Source organism: Pseudomonas sp. AN3A02 (assembly GCF_011765255.1).
Classification (GTDB): Bacteria; Pseudomonadota; Gammaproteobacteria; order Pseudomonadales; family Pseudomonadaceae; genus Aquipseudomonas.
The window spans coordinates 122,373-137,983 of record NZ_JAARNI010000010.1 but is presented as its reverse complement, the minus strand read 5'-3'; the positions used below and the strand labels follow the sequence as shown (position 1 = coordinate 137,983).

Sequence of the window (15,611 nt, the reverse complement as noted above, 5' to 3'; positions counted from 1 at the left end):
TACTTTGGACAGGATGGCCATCATTCGCCACGCCGGACTGGCCGCTATAACTAAGTCTGCCATTCGGCATCCACTGAAAAAGCACACCGCGTCCACGGAGGGACGGCACATGAAACAACGAGGTTTCTCTCTGATTGAGCTAGTTCTGGGTCTGTTCCTGAGCGGCATCCTGGCCAATCTGGCAGTGCCGAGTCTCAAGGGGCTGCTTGAATCGCAACGTCGCCAGAGCGCCGCAGAATCACTCGCCAGCGGGGTGCGTTACGCCCGCACGGAAGCCATCGCGCGTAATCGCACGGTGGTTATCCATGCACTGGAGGATGACTGGAGCCGGGGATGGAGGGTGGTACTGGACCTGAACGGCCGCGGCCATCTGGACGACAAAAACCCGGTGCTGCTGGAGCGCCAGGACAGTGGCCAGATACCCATTGTGGGCAATACGCCAGTGCGAACCCAGATACGCTTCAGCGGCTTGGGCGAACCGCTGCTGTCAGCAGGGGCTTTCAGCGCCGGCACCGTTCACGTGTGCGCGACGGACCAGCAACTGAGCCTGTATCAAGTGGTGCTGGCAGCCAGCGGGCGCATCAGCCTGCGCAGTAACAAAACCGAGCAGGCGCTGTGCCGGGGCTACGCCGGCACCTTGGGACTCAGAGCAGCGAGCGAACCCGCAGCTCCTTGGGCATGGAGAAAGTGATGTTCTCTTCACGGCCAGCCAGCTCATCAGCGCCTGTGGCGCCCCAGGCCTGCAGTTGCTGAATAACGCCGCGAACCAGCACTTCCGGGGCCGAGGCACCCGCCGTGATGCCGATGCGCTCGACGCCATCGAACCAGCTGCGCTGCATGTCTTCGGCACCATCGATCAAATAGGCCGGAGTGGCCATGCGCTCGGCCAGTTCACGCAAACGGTTGGAGTTGGAGCTGTTAGGGCTACCCACCACCAGCACCACGTCGCATTCGTCGGCCAATTGCTTGACCGCATCCTGACGGTTTTGCGTGGCGTAGCAGATGTCGTCCTTGCGTGGCCCGCCAATCGCGGGGAAGCGCGTACGCAACGCATCGATGACGCGGCTGGTGTCGTCCATGGAGAGGGTGGTCTGGGTAACGAAGGCCAGCTTTTCAGGGTTGTGCACCTGCAACGCGGCGACGTCTTTTTCGTCTTCCACCAGGTAGATCGCGCCGCCATTGCTGGCGTCGTACTGGCCCATGGTGCCTTCGACTTCCGGGTGACCGGCGTGGCCAATCAGGATGCATTCACGACCATCACGGCTGTAGCGCGCGACCTCGATGTGCACCTTGGTCACCAGCGGGCAGGTGGCGTCGAACACTTTCAGGCCACGGCCTGCTGCTTCAGTGCGCACGGCCTGGGAAACGCCGTGGGCGCTGAAGATAACGATAACGTCGTCCGGCACCTGGTCCAGTTCTTCAACGAAGATGGCCCCGCGGCTGCGCAGGTCTTCGACCACGAATTTGTTGTGGACGACTTCATGGCGCACGTAAATCGGCGGCCCGAAGACTTCCAGGGCGCGGTTGACGATTTCAATCGCCCGGTCCACGCCGGCGCAGAAGCCACGGGGGTTGGCGAGTTTGATTTGCATGCTGTGCCTCGTGTCTTGCCCTGAGGAGCGAGCTTGTGTGGCGAGGGAGCTTGCTCCCGCTGGGCTGCGAAGCAGCCCCAACCTGGGCAATCGAGACACATCAGGTGTATCTCGAAGAACAGTTTGGGAGTGCTACGCACTCCAACGGGAGCAAGCTCCCTCGCCACAACAAGCTCGCTCCTACAGTAGGCCGATTTCGTTAGTTACAGCGCTTTAACGTCGATGATTTCGACATCAAAGGTCAAGGTTTTCCCGGCCAACGGGTGGTTGAAGTCGATGGTCACTTGCGCGTCATCAAAAGCTTTCACCACACCCGGCAGTTCGGTGTTCGCCGCATCATTGAAGATCACCAGCAAGCCTTCCGACAGTTCCATGTCCTGGAACTGCGAACGCGGGATGATCTGTACGTTTTGCGGGTTGGGCTGGCCAAAGGCGTTTTCCGGCAGGATCTGCAGGTTGCGCTTGTCGCCGGCCTTGAAGCCGAACAGTGCCGCTTCGAAACCCGGCAGCAGGTTGCCGTCGCCGACCTTAAAGGTCGCCGGGGCCTTGTCGAACGTGCTGTCGACCGTGTCGCCATTCTCCAGGCGCAATGCGAAATGCAAGGTGACTTCCGTGTTCTGGCCGATGCGTTGCTCAGCCAATACCTGTTCAGTCATGAACGGTCTCTCCGGTTTTCTTACTTTTAAACATATCCAACGCCAGCATGATTGCACCGACGGTGATGGCGCTGTCGGCAAAGTTGAACGCCGGGAAGTACCAGCGGTTCTGCCAATGCACCAGAATAAAGTCGATCACATGGCCCAGGGCAATGCGGTCGTACAAGTTGCCCAATGCACCACCGAGCACCAGGGCAAGTGCCACGGCCAGCCAGGTGTCATCGCGCCCCAGGCGTTTGAGCCAGACCACCAGCACGGCACTGACCACCACGGCGATCAGGGCAAACAGCCAGCGCTGCCAGCCGGAGCTGTCAGCCAGGAAGCTGAACGCAGCACCGGTGTTATAGGCCAGGGTCCAGCTGAAGTAGTCGGGAATCACCACGATCTGCTGGTACATCTCCAGGGCGCCTTCGAAGTGAGCCTTGCTGAGCTGGTCAATGACCAGCACCAGCACGCTCAATACGAGCAAGCCCAGGCGTCCAAAACGACTGGCTTCAGGCATAGTGACGGACCTCGCCAGCGCCAGAGATGTTGTCGACGCAACGACCGCAGATTTCCGGATGCTCAGGATTCACGCCGACATCTTCACGGCAGTGCCAGCAACGGGCGCACTTGGCGAAGGACGACTTGACCACTTTGAGCTTGAGGCCCGGGACTTCGGTCGCGACGGCATCCGCAGGTGCCTGGGCAACCGGCGCCAGGCTGGCGGTCGAGGTGATCAAGACGAAGCGCAGTTCGTTGCTCAGCTTCGCCAGGTCAGCGGTCAGGCCTTCCTCGGCAAACAGCGTGACTTCGGCCTGCAAGTTGCCGCCAACGGCCTTCGCCGCGCGCTGCACTTCCAGTTCCTTGTTCACGGCAACCTTGACGGCCATCACGCCTTCCCAGTACTCGCGGCCCAGCTCGAAGTCGGCCGGCAATTCGGTCAGGCCTTCGTACCAGGTGTTGAGCATGACGGACTCGTTACGCTCGCCCGGCAGGTATTCCCAGAACTCGTCGGCGGTGAAAGCCAGGATCGGGGCGATCCAGCGCACCAGCGCTTCAGAGATATGGTACAGCGCGGTCTGCGCCGAACGGCGGGCCTTGCTGTTGGCACCGGTGGTGTACTGGCGGTCCTTGATGATGTCGAGGTAGAAACCACCCAGCTCCTGCACGCAGAAGTTGTGGATCTTCGAGTAGACGTTCCAGAAGCGGTATTCGCCGTAGTGCTCTTGCAGCTCGCGCTGCAGCAACAGGGTACGGTCCACGGCCCAACGGTCCAGGGCGAGCATTTCCTCGGCCGGCAGGATGTCGGTGGCCGGGTTGAAACCGGTCAGGTTCGATAGCATGAAGCGTGCGGTATTACGGATCCGGCGGTAGGCATCGGCACTGCGCTGCAGGATCTGCTCGGACACGGCCATCTCGCCCGAATAATCGGTAGAGGCAACCCACAGGCGCATGATGTCGGCGCCCAGGGTGTCGTTGACCTTTTGCGGCGCGATCACGTTGCCCAGGGACTTGGACATCTTGCGACCGTTCTCGTCGACAGTGAAGCCGTGGGTCAGCAGCTCGCGGTACGGGGCGTGATCGTCGATCGCGCAGCCGGTCAGCAACGAGGAGTGGAACCAGCCACGGTGTTGGTCGGAACCTTCCAGGTACAGATCGGCACGCGGGCCAGTCTCGTGACCCATCGGGTGCGAACCGCGCAATACATGCCAGTGAGTGGTACCGGAGTCGAACCAGACGTCGAGGGTGTCGCTGATCTTGTCGTACAGCGGCGCTTCTTCGCCCAGCAGCTCGGCGGAGTCCAGCTTGAACCAGGCTTCGATGCCTTCTTGCTCAACACGCTGGGCAACCACTTCCATCAGTTCGACGGTACGTGGGTGCAGCTCGCCGCTTTCCTTGTTCAGGAAGAACGGGATCGGCACGCCCCAGTTGCGCTGGCGGGAGATGCACCAGTCCGGACGGTTGGCGATCATCGAGTGCAGGCGCGCCTGACCCCAGGCCGGAACGAACTTGGTGTCTTCGATCGCCTTGATCGCGCGGTTACGCAGGGTGTCGCCGCTGGTCGGCTCTTTGTCCATGCCGATAAACCACTGCGCGGTGGCGCGGTAGATCAGCGGGGTCTTGTGACGCCAGCAGTGCATGTAGCTGTGGGTGATGGTTTCGGTGTGCAGCAGCGCACCGACTTCAGCCAGCTTGTCGACGATCGCCGGGTTGGCCTTGAAGATGAACTGGCCGCCGAAGAATTCCAGGGACGGCACGTACACGCCGTTGCTTTGCACTGGATTAATGATGTCGTCGTTGACCAGGCCGTACTGCTTGCAGATCACGAAGTCGTCTACGCCATAGGCAGGCGAGCAGTGAACCACGCCGGTGCCGGCGCCCAGTTCAACGTACTCGGCCAGGTAGATTGGCGACAGGCGGTCGTAGAACGGGTGACGGAAGTTGATCAGCTCCAGCGCGGAGCCGGTGGTGGTCGCGATTACCGAGCCTTGCAGGTTGTAGCGGGCAAGGCACGCCTCGACCAGCTCTTCAGCCAGCACCAGCAGCTTGTCACCGACGTCCACCAGGGCGTAGGTGAATTCCGGGTGCACGTTCAGCGCCTGGTTGGCCGGGATGGTCCACGGGGTGGTGGTCCAGATCACGATGGAGGCTGGCTTGGCCAGGCTCGCCAGACCGAAGGCTTCAGCCAGTTTGGCTTCGTCGGCGATCGGGAAGGCGACGTCGATGGTCGAGGACTTTTTGTCTTCGTACTCGACTTCTGCTTCAGCCAGGGCCGAGCCGCAATCGAAGCACCAGTTCACGGGCTTGAGGCCCTTGAACACGAAACCGCCCTTGACGATTTCGGCCAAGGCGCGGATTTCACCGGCCTCATTCTTGAAGTCCATGGTCTTGTACGGGTTGGCCCAGTCGCCCAATACACCCAGGCGGATGAATTCGGACTTCTGCCCTTCGATCTGCTCGGTGGCGTAGGCACGGCACAGTTCGCGGGTTTTATCCGCGCCCAGGTTCTTGCCGTAGGTCACTTCGACTTTGTGTTCGATCGGCAGGCCGTGGCAGTCCCAGCCCGGGACATAAGGCGCGTCGAAACCCGAAAGGGTTTTCGAGCGGATGATCATGTCCTTGAGAATCTTGTTCAGTGCGTGACCGATGTGAATCGTGCCGTTGGCATAAGGAGGGCCGTCGTGCAGGACGAATTTCGGACGATCCTTGCCAATCTCGCGCAACTTTCCGTACAGGCCAATACTGTCCCAGCGCTGCAGGATCTGCGGTTCGCGCTGTGGCAGGCCGGCCTTCATTGGGAAGGCGGTGTCCGGAAGGTTTAGCGTGGCTTTATAGTCGGTCATTTAAGGCTCTTCATTAGCGATGGGCGCTAGGTGCGGCTAGTGCACGGGCGGCGGCGACATCCGCATTGATCGCCGTTTTCAACGCCTCCAGGGAGGCGAAACGCTGCTCTTCACGCAGCTTTTGGTGGAAAGCCACCGTCAAACGCCGGTCATACAAATCACCGGCAAAATCCAAAAGGTGAACTTCCAGGTGGGCTTTGCCATCACCTGCAACCGTGGGCCTGACGCCTATGTTGGCGACTCCGGGCCACGATTGGCCGTCGATGTCGACACTCACCAGGTAAACCCCGGTCAGTGGCACACGACGGCGCTTGAGCTGCACGTTGGCGGTTGGCGTGCCCAGTTGGCGCGCCAGCTTCTGGCCGTGCAGCACCCGCCCGGCAATCCGGAACGGGCGACCGAGCAAGCGCTCGGCCAAGGCGAAGTCGGCAGCGGCCAAGGCGTTACGCACCTGGGTACTGCTCACGCGCAGGCCGTCCAGTTCGACGGTTTGCGCGGCTTCGACGGTAAAACCCTGGGTGACGCCGGCCTGTTGCAGGAAATCGAAATCCCCTACCCGGTCGCAACCGAAACGGAAGTCGTCGCCGACCTCCAGGTGCTGCACGCCCAGGCCGTCCACCAGGATACGGTCGACGAACTCGGCGGCGCTGAGGCTGCGCAAACGCTGGTTGAAAGCCAGGCAGAGGACGCGGTCCACGCCTTCTTCAGCCAGCAGTTGCAGTTTGTCCCGCAGACGGGCCAGACGCGCCGGCGCCGTCTCCGGGGTAAAGAATTCGCGCGGCTGTGGTTCAAAAATCACCACACAGCTGGGCACGCCCAACTCAACCGCACGCTCACGCAGGCGGGCCAGGATAGCCTGGTGGCCACGGTGAACACCGTCAAAGTTGCCAATAGTGGCGACGCAGCCCCGATGCTGGGGGCGCAGGTTGTGGAGACCTCGAACCAGCTGCATAACGCGCTTCTTGCTCATAAAGTGGTCGATTATAACCACACCCAGCCCCGGACGACAGGCAACAGCGCAGGCCATTTGCGCGAATCGATAAAACAACCGCCTTATCGACGAAAAGTCTCTAGCTCAGCGACTTGCGATTGAAATCCCGCAAGCGGAAGCCCATCAGCAGCAACATGCCGAAGTACACCACCACACCAGCCACTACCAACGCACCGAGGCGCATGAAGCGCTCCAGCATATGGCCCTGATCCCAGGCAGGCATAAAGTGCATCAGCCCCAGCAACACCGCAGACATCATCGCCACCGCCACCAGCAACTTGAGCGCGAACATGCCCCAGCCCGGCTGCGGCTGGAACATTTTCTGTTTACGCAGTTGATAGAACAGCAGGCCGGCGTTGATGCAGGCGCCGACACTAATGGCCAACGCCAGGCCGGCATGAGCCAGCGGGCCGATAAACACCAGGTTGAGCAGTTGCGTGACCACCAGGGTGAAGATCGCAATCTTCACCGGGGTACGGATGTTTTGCTGGGCATAAAAGCCGGGCGCCAGGACCTTGATCACGATAATGCCCAGCAGCCCGACGGAATAGGCGATCAGCGCACGCTGGGTCATCGAGGCATCAAACGCACTGAACTGGCCGTACTGAAACAGAGAAACGGTCAATGGCTCCGCCAGGATCCCCAGCGCCAGGGAGCACGGCAATACCAGGACGAAGCACAGGCGCAGCCCCCAATCGAGGATTCGCGAGTATTCGTGACGGTCCTTGCTGGCGTATGTGCGGGACAGCGTCGGCAGCAGGATGGTGCCGAGCGCCACGCCCAGCACGCCGGACGGCAACTCCATCAGACGGTCGGCGTAGTACATCCACGATACGGAGCCCGAGACCAGCAACGAGGCAAAGGCGGTATTGATGATCAGCGAGATCTGGCTGACGGAAACCCCGAGGATTGCCGGCAGCATGTTGCGCATAACGCGCCACACGCCGGTGTCCTTGAGGTTCAGGCGCGGCAGCACGAGCATACCGATCTTCTTCAGGTGCGGCAGTTGGTACAGCAGTTGTGCCAGGCCACCGGCCAACACCGCCCAGCCTAAAGCCATCACGGGCGGATCGAAGTACGGCGTCAGGAACAGCGCAAAAATAATCATGCTGACGTTAAGCAGGGTCGGCACGAAGGCCGGCACCGAGAAGCGGTTCCAGGTATTGAGGATCGCCCCGGCCAGGGACGACAGGGAAATCAGCAATATATAAGGAAAGGTCACCCGCAACAGATCAGTGGTCAGGGCGAATTTTTCCGGCGTATTGGCAAAACCGGGGGCCGTGGCCCAGATCACCCAGGGCGCGGCGAGCATCCCGGCGATCGTCACCAACGTCAGCACCAACGTCAGCAAGCCCGACACATAGGCAATAAAGGTGCGGGTCGCCTCCTCGCCTTGCTGGGCCTTGTATTCCGCCAAAATCGGTACGAAAGCCTGGGAAAAAGCCCCTTCGGCGAAGATCCGCCGCAGCAGGTTGGGCAGTTTAAAGGCTATAAAGAAGGCATCCGTGGCCATGCTGGCGCCAAAAATACGTGCCAGCAGCGTGTCACGTACAAACCCTAGAACCCGGGAAATCATCGTGATAGAGCTGACGGCGGCCAACGATTTGAGCAGATTCATTGAAAGAGTTTTTGCCTATAGATAAAGAGCAGGCGAACAAACGGCCCACATATGCGATACTCCGCGCCTGCAACAAGCACAGAGCCAAAGCTCGCGAGTTTACAGGTCAAGCGCCGGAAATAAATCACCCGCCTCTTAAGATCGACCACTCAGCAGTTCGCATCACCCGCCCTTGACAAGACTTCAACTCATCGGCATGATTCGCGGCCTATTTTGTTTGCTATTTCCTAAAAAGTCTTTCGAGGAGCTCGACGGTGGCCAACACACCTTCCGCCAAAAAACGTGCAAAACAGGCTGAGAAGCGTCGCAGCCACAACGCCAGCCTGCGTTCCATGGTTCGTACCTACATCAAGAATGTAGTTAAAGCCATTGACGCAAAAGACGCTGAAAAAGCTCAAGCTGCTTACGTTCTGGCTGTGCCAGTTATCGACCGTATGGCCGATAAAGGCATCATCCACAAGAACAAAGCTGCTCGCCATAAAGGTCGTCTGAATGGCCACATCAAGGCTCTGAACCTTGCTGCTGCAGCCTAAGCGATAAGCTTGTTAAAAAACCGACCCTAGGGTCGGTTTTTTATTGCCTGCCTGTTGGAGCAAGCTTGCTCGCGATGGTGGTTAACGATTATGTGCGCCGCCTGAATAAACGCGGCGCCCTCTGGCTTTTCGCGAGTGAGCTCGCGCCTACTGGGCAGGCCATGGCAAGATCGGAATCGCCGTCACCGCATTCTGCGGACTGCCTTCGATCAAGCGGTCGCTGTAGACCAGATACACCAGGGTATTGCGCTTCTTGTCGAGGAAACGCACCACCTGCATGGTCTTGAACACCAGGGACGTGCGCTCCTTGAACACTTCATCCCCGTCCTTCAGCTCACCCTTAAAGTGAATCGCGCCCACCTGACGACAGGCAATAGACGCCTCAGCGCGATCCTCAGCCAACCCCAGACCACCTTTCACCCCACCCGTCTTGGCGCGGGACAGGTAGCAGGTCACGCCATCGACCTTCGGGTCATCAAAGGCCTCGACCACAATCCGGTCATTGGGGCCGACAAACTTGAACACCGTCGACACCTGGCCAATCTCTTCGGCCGATGCCAGCAACGGCATCGCCAGCAGTACACCGAGCAACCCCTTCATCACGCGCATCGAGAATTCCTTTTTACTTAAACCAGAATCAGGTTATCCCGGTGAACCAGCTCCGGTTCAGCCATGTAACCCAACAGACCGACAATCGCATCAGACGATTGCCCAATGATTTTCTGCGCCTCAAGGGCACTGTAGTTGGCCAGGCCACGGGCAATCTCGCGACCGTCCGGCGCCACGCACACCACCATCTCGCCACGGCGGAAGCTGCCCTGGACCAATTTTACGCCCACCGGCAGCAGGCTTTTGTTGCCCTGGGACAACGCCGACACAGCCCCAGCATCCAACACCAAGGTACCGCGCGTCTGAAGATGCCCCGCCAGCCACTGCTTGCGCGCCGCCAGCATGCCGCGCTCAGGCGACAGCAGCGTACCGATGCGCTCGCCCGCCTTGAGACGATCCAGCACCCGTTCAATCCGGCCGCCAACGATGATGGTATGCGCGCCGGAACGCGCCGCCAGCCGCGCCGCACGTAGCTTGGTCTGCATACCGCCACGCCCCAGGGCACCACCGACACTCCCAGCCACCGCGTCCAGCGCCGGATCATCGGCACGCGCCTCGTAAATCAGCTGCGCCTCAGGGTTATTGCGCGGATCAGCGTCGAACATGCCGTCGCGATCCGTGAGAATCACCAGCAAATCGGCTTCAACCAGGTTAGCCACCAGGGCCGCCAGGGTGTCGTTATCGCCGAAACGAATTTCGTCGGTCACCACGGTGTCATTCTCGTTGATCACCGGGATCACCTTGAGTTCAACCAGGGCACGCAGGGTGCTGCGGGCATTCAGGTAGCGCTTGCGGTCGGACAAGTCGTCATGGGTCAGCAGAATCTGCGCCGTGTGGCGACCATGCTCGGCAAAGCTGGACTCCCAAGCCTGCACCAGCCCCATCTGACCAATGGCGGCAGCGGCTTGCAGCTCGTGCATCGCGCTGGGTCGCGCGGTCCAGCCAAGGCGACTCATGCCTGCGGCAACCGCCCCGGACGACACAAGCACCAACTCGACACCGGCCTCATGCAAAGCCACCATCTGGTCCACCCAGACGCTCATGGCCGCACGATCCAGCCCCTTGCCATCCGCCGTCAGCAGCGCGCTACCGATCTTAACGACCCAACGCTGCGCACCTGTCACCTTGCTCCGCATCATCTTCAACCTTAGATAGAGGGCCGCGCGACCCAGCGCCGCCCATAACGTTATTCGTGACTACCGATTTCCAGATACCAAAACGCCGCTCGATTGAGCGGCGCTTAAGTTTACTGCAACGAATCAGTCGCGCACGTAAATGATTTCCGGACCATCTTCATCATCCACGTCTTCTTCGTCCCAATCATCGTCACCGATGTCATGGACCGACTTGACACCACTGCGACGCAGGGCACGCTGGTCATCCAGCGCCTGCAACTGGGCACGAGCTTCGTCTTCGATGCGCTGATCCAGCTCGGCCAGCTCTGCCTTGTAGACAGGGTCGGCAGCCAGGCGGTCGGCACGATCTTCGAGGTAACGCATGATGTCGCGCGTCAGGCGCTCAGTGCCTTCTTTGGCAATGGCCGAGATCACGTAGACCGGACCAGTCCATTCCAGGCGATCAACGATTTCCTTGACGCGCTCTTCGTGCTCTTCCTCGAGAATCTGGTCGCACTTGTTCAGTACCAACCAACGATCACGCTCAGCCAGGGACGGGCTGAACTTGGTCAGCTCACTGACGATCACTTCAGCAGCGTCTGGTGCGCTGGTGTCATCCAGCGGCGCCATGTCGACGAGGTGCAACAGCAAACGGGTACGGGACAAGTGCTTGAGGAAACGAATCCCCAGGCCCGCGCCGTCGGAAGCCCCTTCGATCAGGCCCGGAATGTCCGCAACCACGAAGCTCTTCCAGCGATCAACGCTGACCACACCCAGGTTTGGCACCAAGGTAGTGAACGGGTAATCGGCAACTTTCGGCTTGGCAGCAGACACCGAGCGAATGAACGTACTTTTGCCGGCGTTCGGCAGGCCCAGCAGACCTACGTCAGCCAGCACCTTCATTTCCAGCTTGAGGTCACGCTGCTCGCCAGGCTTGCCCGGCGTGGTCTGGCGTGGCGCACGGTTGGTACTGGACTTGAAACGGGTGTTACCCAGACCGTGCCAGCCACCATGAGCCACCAGCAGGCGCTGACCGGCCTTGGTCAGGTCGCCAATGATTTCCTGGGTAGCGGAGTCGATCACGGTAGTGCCGACTGGAACCCGCAGAACCAGCTCTTCGCCTTTTTTACCGGTGCAGTCAGTGCTGCCGCCGTTGGAGCCACGCTCGGCATCAAAGTGCCGGGTGTAACGGTAGTCCACCAGGGTGTTGAGGTTTTCGTCGGCGATCATGTAGACCGAGCCGCCATCACCGCCATCACCGCCGTTAGGACCACCGTTTTCGATGAATTTTTCCCGACGGAAACTCATGCAACCGTTACCGCCGTCGCCAGCTTTTACTCGGATCGAAACTTCATCAACAAACTTCATAACAAAACGCCTCTCGCCACACGGACGAGCTTAAGAAACCAAGACATAAGACTCTTGCAAAAATGAGCGCAGCGACCTCAAGCAACGACCGCAAATCCAGCTGCTTTCGCCCATCACAAACAGCTTTGCAAGAGACTCACCCCACAAACGAAAAAGCCCCGTCGCGAGACAGGGCTTTTCCAGCAACTACGTAATTATGCCGCGACGACTTCAGTCTTCGGGACAATGCTCACGTAACGGCGGTTGAAAGCGCCTTTTACTTCAAACTTGATCACGCCGTCGATTTTAGCGAACAGAGTGTGATCTTTACCCATGCCAACACCGTAACCGGCGTGGAATTGGGTGCCGCGCTGACGCACGATGATGTTGCCCGGAATGATAACCTGGCCGCCATACATCTTCACGCCAAGGCGTTTGGCTTCTGAGTCGCGACCGTTACGGGTACTACCACCAGCTTTTTTGTGTGCCATGAGTCAATTCTCCTAGTGAGGAATTAGGCTGAAATTAAGCCTGAATACCGGTGATTTTGATCTCGGTGTACCACTGGCGGTGGCCCATACGCTTCATGTGGTGCTTACGACGACGGAACTTGATGATGCGGACTTTATCGTGACGACCTTGGGAGATCACTTCAGCCACAACGGTAGCGCCTGCAACAACTGGAGCGCCGATGTTCACGTCATCGCCATTGGCGACCAACAGAACGCGATCAAAAGTAACGGATTCGCCAGTAGCGATTTCCAGCTTCTCGATCTTCAGGTATTCACCTGGGGCGACCTTGTATTGCTTGCCACCAGTAACAATTACTGCGTACGACATGGTATTTCTCCGATAATCCTGCTCACCCAGCGCTTTATAAGAAGAGGTATTGGCTGGCATGGCTGCATGGGATGGACGTCCCGAATGCAATTGCGTAAGGCAGGTGCTGCCCAGGAAGTTCAGGGTGCGCGATTGTACGCAAGCTAAGGAGGCGTTGCAAGTGGCCGTCTATCGCGCCTTGACACTACGGGGCGTGGGTCCTAGCATGCCGCGCAACCCTTCTGGAGCGACTGTCGCTGATGCAACCCCAAGCTTTCTACCGCGCGGTGGCGGACGATTTTAGCGCCGTCGACGGCATCATCAAGAAGCAGCTGACTTCTAAAGTGCCGCTGGTCTCCAAAATTGGCGACTACATTACGTCGGCCGGCGGTAAACGCCTGCGTCCTTTATTAGTGTTGCTGTGTGGCAAGGCCCTCGGCCGCGAAGGCGATGACCTGCGCCTGCTGGCCGCGACCATCGAGTTCCTGCACACCGCCACCCTGCTGCATGACGACGTGGTCGATATGTCCGGCATGCGCCGTGGTCGCGAGACGGCCAACGCGATGTGGGGCAACGCGCCGAGCGTGCTGGTGGGCGACTTCCTTTATTCGCGCTCGTTCGAAATGATGGTCGAGCTGGGCTCGATGCCGGTGATGAAGATTCTTTCACAGGCCACGCGCATCATCGCCGAAGGCGAAGTGTTGCAACTGTCGAAGGTTCGCGACGCCAGCACTACCGAAGAAACCTACATGGAAGTGATTCGCGGCAAAACCGCGATGCTCTTCGAAGCCTCGACCCACAGCGCTGCCGCCTTGTGCGAAGCGACGCCCGAGCAGAGCGAAGCCCTGCGCACCTTCGGCGATCACCTGGGCGTAGCCTTCCAGTTGGTGGACGACCTGCTGGATTATCGCGGCGACGCCGAAACCCTGGGCAAGAACGTCGGTGACGACCTGGCCGAGGGCAAGCCGACCTTGCCGCTGATCTACACCATGCGCGAAGGCACGCCTGAACAGGCCGCCCTGGTGCGTAAGGCGATCCAGAAAGGCGGGATCGAAGACCTGGAAAGCATCCGCGAAGCCGTGGAAGCCTCGGGCTCCCTCGAATACACCGCGCAACTGGCACGTGACTACGTCGCTCGCGCCATCCAATGCCTGGAAGCCCTTCCAGCCAGCGAATACCGGGACGCCCTGGTTGAGCTGAGTGAGTTCGCGGTCGCCCGCACTCACTAAGCAATTCCTGTAGAAACGAGCTTGCTCGCGAAGGTCTACAACGATAACGCGTACACCTGATTACACGCGGCGTCCTTGAGTTTTTCGCGAGCAAGCTCGCTCCTACAAGGGACGGTGCCCCCTCCCCCCGCTAAAACCCTATATAATGTGCGCTTTTTAGCCATCCTGAAACCAAAGGAGCTTTAGTGAGCACGTTGCCACCCTGCCCGAAATGCAATTCCGAATACACCTACGAAGACGGCGCCCAGCTGATTTGCCCGGAATGCGCCCATGAGTGGGCCGTCGGTGGCGAAGCCGAGGCTGCCAGCGATGAATCCGTCAAGAAAGACTCTGTGGGCAACGTCCTGCAGGACGGCGACACCATCACCGTGATCAAGGACCTCAAGGTCAAGGGCACGTCGCTGGTGGTCAAAGTCGGCACCAAGGTCAAGAACATCCGCCTGTGCGATGGCGACCACGATATCGACTGCAAGATCGACGGTATCGGCCCGATGAAACTCAAGTCCGAGTTCGTCCGCAAGGTCTGAACCGGCTGCCTCCATCTCGTGCCCGGCACGGGATGGCGCTTCACCCTCCCCCGCGTCACTTCCGCACTAGCGGCAAAAGGCCAGGCCTTTTGATCAAAAACAATATCCACACAGAAAAGTCCGGAAATCGCCAATAGGGACTTGCTATTCCTTGAATAAGAATTATTCTCATTGAAACCCATCAAGGAGATGCTTCCCATGACTTATTTGATCGATGCCTGGCTGGACCGTCCACACCCTTACCTGCGGATCCTCCATCGGGAAACCGGGGAAGTCTGCGCAGTACTGGAAGAAGAAGCGTTAAGCGAACTGCAGGATCAGGGCGACCTGGACGTCAATGGCCTGAGTTCCAGTGAACCTGGGGTGCTGAAGGAAGTGGTGAGAAATCTGTTTCTGTTCTGCTATGCCCGGGCGTTGCGCCCGGTGACGGATCTCAATGGCAAGTTTCATCCATGAGCAACCTGCAAAACCGTGTAGGAGCGAGCTTGCTCGCGAAGAACTCAAAGACACCGCGTTCATTCAGCATGGGCGCGTCATCGTTGACGTTCATCGCGAGCAAGCTCGCTCCTACAACCTAGTCAGCGGTCTTACAGAACGTCGAGCAGCTCGACGTCGAACACCAGAACGCTGTGCGGCGGGATGCTGCCAACGCCTTGAGCGCCGTAAGCCAGTTCGCTCGGCACGTACAGGCGCCATTTGCTGCCGGCATTCATCAGTTGCAGGGCTTCGGTCCAGCCGGCAATTACGCCACCAACCGGAAACTCTGCAGGCTGACCGCGCTCGTAGGAGCTGTCGAACACAGTGCCGTCGATCAGGGTGCCGTGGTAGTGAGTACGCACTTGGTCTTCACGGGTCGGCTTGGCGCCGGTACCGGCAGTCAGCACTTCAAATTGCAGGCCGGAAGCCAGGGTGGTGATGCCGTCACGCTTGGCGTTTTCAGCCAGGAAAGCCAGGCCTTCGCCAGCAGCAGCTTCAGCCTTTGCAGCGGCTTCGGCTTGCATGATTTCGCGGATGACCTTGAAGCTGACGGCCATTTGCTCTTGGTCCACACGGCTAGGCTTGCCGGCGAAAGCGTCGGTCAGGCCAGCCAGGATCGCGTCCAGGCTCACGCCCGGTGGCGGGTTGTCGCGCAGTTGGTCGCCCAACTGACGGCCAATGCCGTAGCTCACGCGGGTTTCGTCGGTGGACAGATTAACTTCGGACATGGAAAGGCTCCGCTGTAGGACGACACACGTGTCGTCCAAACTAA

At 59.5% G+C, this 15,611-nt stretch carries 17 protein-coding genes; 5 read left to right on the top strand and 12 right to left on the bottom strand.

Annotated features, from left to right (window positions below):
- Positions 1 to 109: 109 nt before the first annotated feature.
- The gene (locus HBJ59_RS26350; RefSeq protein ID WP_167665245.1) at positions 110 to 691 is read left to right on the top strand and encodes a GspH/FimT family pseudopilin; all 582 of its coding nucleotides are present in this window, start codon (positions 110 to 112) and stop codon (positions 689 to 691) included.
- Here the strand turns inward: HBJ59_RS26350 and ispH are convergent.
- The 6 genes from ispH to murJ form a co-directional block, all read right to left on the bottom strand.
- Positions 645 to 1,592, bottom strand: coding sequence for a 4-hydroxy-3-methylbut-2-enyl diphosphate reductase (gene ispH / locus HBJ59_RS26345; protein ID WP_048724209.1), 948 nt, complete (start codon positions 1,590 to 1,592; stop codon positions 645 to 647). The two genes, HBJ59_RS26350 and ispH, sit on opposite strands and share 47 nt — an antisense overlap.
- 203 nt (positions 1,593 to 1,795) lie before the next feature.
- Complete coding sequence (gene fkpB / locus HBJ59_RS26340; protein ID WP_003215879.1) at positions 1,796 to 2,233, bottom strand: FKBP-type peptidyl-prolyl cis-trans isomerase; 438 nt, start codon at positions 2,231 to 2,233, stop codon at positions 1,796 to 1,798.
- A 7-nt stretch (positions 2,234 to 2,240) separates the two neighbouring features.
- Entirely contained in the window at positions 2,241 to 2,750 is a 510-nt protein-coding gene (lspA, locus tag HBJ59_RS26335) for a signal peptidase II (RefSeq protein WP_076014009.1), read from the bottom strand.
- Positions 2,743 to 5,574, bottom strand: coding sequence for an isoleucine--tRNA ligase (ileS, locus tag HBJ59_RS26330; RefSeq protein ID WP_167665244.1), 2,832 nt, complete (start codon positions 5,572 to 5,574; stop codon positions 2,743 to 2,745). Before ileS ends, lspA begins: the two co-directional genes overlap by 8 nt.
- 13 nt (positions 5,575 to 5,587) lie before the next feature.
- Entirely contained in the window at positions 5,588 to 6,526 is a 939-nt protein-coding gene (gene ribF / locus HBJ59_RS26325; protein WP_076014011.1) for a bifunctional riboflavin kinase/FAD synthetase, read from the bottom strand.
- Positions 6,527 to 6,644: 118 nt separating this feature from the next.
- Positions 6,645 to 8,183: a murein biosynthesis integral membrane protein MurJ gene (murJ, locus tag HBJ59_RS26320; protein ID WP_076014012.1), complete on the bottom strand. Its 1,539-nt coding sequence runs from the start codon at positions 8,181 to 8,183 to the stop codon at positions 6,645 to 6,647.
- 254 nt (positions 8,184 to 8,437) lie between these two features.
- On the opposite strand from murJ, the gene rpsT reads away from it, so the two are divergent.
- The gene (gene rpsT, locus HBJ59_RS26315) at positions 8,438 to 8,716 is read left to right on the top strand and encodes a 30S ribosomal protein S20 (RefSeq protein ID WP_003215870.1); all 279 of its coding nucleotides are present in this window, start codon (positions 8,438 to 8,440) and stop codon (positions 8,714 to 8,716) included.
- Between the two features lie 147 nt (positions 8,717 to 8,863).
- Here the strand turns inward: rpsT and HBJ59_RS26310 are convergent, their stop codons facing one another.
- The 5 genes from HBJ59_RS26310 to rplU form a co-directional block, all read right to left on the bottom strand.
- Positions 8,864 to 9,325: a CreA family protein gene (locus tag HBJ59_RS26310; protein WP_076014013.1), complete on the bottom strand. Its 462-nt coding sequence runs from the start codon at positions 9,323 to 9,325 to the stop codon at positions 8,864 to 8,866.
- A 17-nt stretch (positions 9,326 to 9,342) separates the two neighbouring features.
- Positions 9,343 to 10,461, bottom strand: a complete 1,119-nt coding sequence (proB, locus tag HBJ59_RS26305; protein ID WP_017477809.1) for a glutamate 5-kinase — start codon at positions 10,459 to 10,461, stop codon at positions 9,343 to 9,345.
- A gap of 123 nt (positions 10,462 to 10,584) precedes the next feature.
- Complete coding sequence (gene cgtA / locus HBJ59_RS26300) at positions 10,585 to 11,808, bottom strand: Obg family GTPase CgtA (RefSeq protein WP_076014014.1); 1,224 nt, start codon at positions 11,806 to 11,808, stop codon at positions 10,585 to 10,587.
- A gap of 194 nt (positions 11,809 to 12,002) precedes the next feature.
- Positions 12,003 to 12,278: a 50S ribosomal protein L27 gene (rpmA, locus tag HBJ59_RS26295; RefSeq protein WP_003215862.1), complete on the bottom strand. Its 276-nt coding sequence runs from the start codon at positions 12,276 to 12,278 to the stop codon at positions 12,003 to 12,005.
- A 34-nt stretch (positions 12,279 to 12,312) separates the two neighbouring features.
- Entirely contained in the window at positions 12,313 to 12,627 is a 315-nt protein-coding gene (rplU, locus tag HBJ59_RS26290) for a 50S ribosomal protein L21 (protein WP_003176051.1), read from the bottom strand.
- Between the two features lie 239 nt (positions 12,628 to 12,866).
- Here rplU and HBJ59_RS26285 point away from each other — a divergent pair, with 239 nt between their 5' ends.
- The 3 genes from HBJ59_RS26285 to HBJ59_RS26275 all read left to right on the top strand — a co-directional run bounded on the left by HBJ59_RS26285 (position 12,867) and on the right by HBJ59_RS26275 (position 14,818).
- Positions 12,867 to 13,835 carry a polyprenyl synthetase family protein gene (locus HBJ59_RS26285; RefSeq protein ID WP_003215860.1) on the top strand — a complete coding sequence of 323 codons (969 nt, stop codon included), beginning with the start codon at positions 12,867 to 12,869 and terminating at the stop codon, positions 13,833 to 13,835.
- Between the two features lie 185 nt (positions 13,836 to 14,020).
- Entirely contained in the window at positions 14,021 to 14,362 is a 342-nt protein-coding gene (locus tag HBJ59_RS26280) for a zinc ribbon domain-containing protein YjdM (protein ID WP_003215858.1), read from the top strand.
- A 198-nt stretch (positions 14,363 to 14,560) separates the two neighbouring features.
- A complete protein-coding gene (locus HBJ59_RS26275) occupies positions 14,561 to 14,818 on the top strand; it encodes a hypothetical protein (RefSeq protein WP_003215856.1) in 258 nt (85 codons plus the stop codon).
- Between the two features lie 131 nt (positions 14,819 to 14,949).
- Here the strand turns inward: HBJ59_RS26275 and HBJ59_RS26270 are convergent, their stop codons facing one another.
- Complete coding sequence (locus HBJ59_RS26270; RefSeq protein WP_167665243.1) at positions 14,950 to 15,567, bottom strand: FKBP-type peptidyl-prolyl cis-trans isomerase; 618 nt, start codon at positions 15,565 to 15,567, stop codon at positions 14,950 to 14,952.
- Between the last annotated feature and the right edge of the window lie 44 nt (positions 15,568 to 15,611).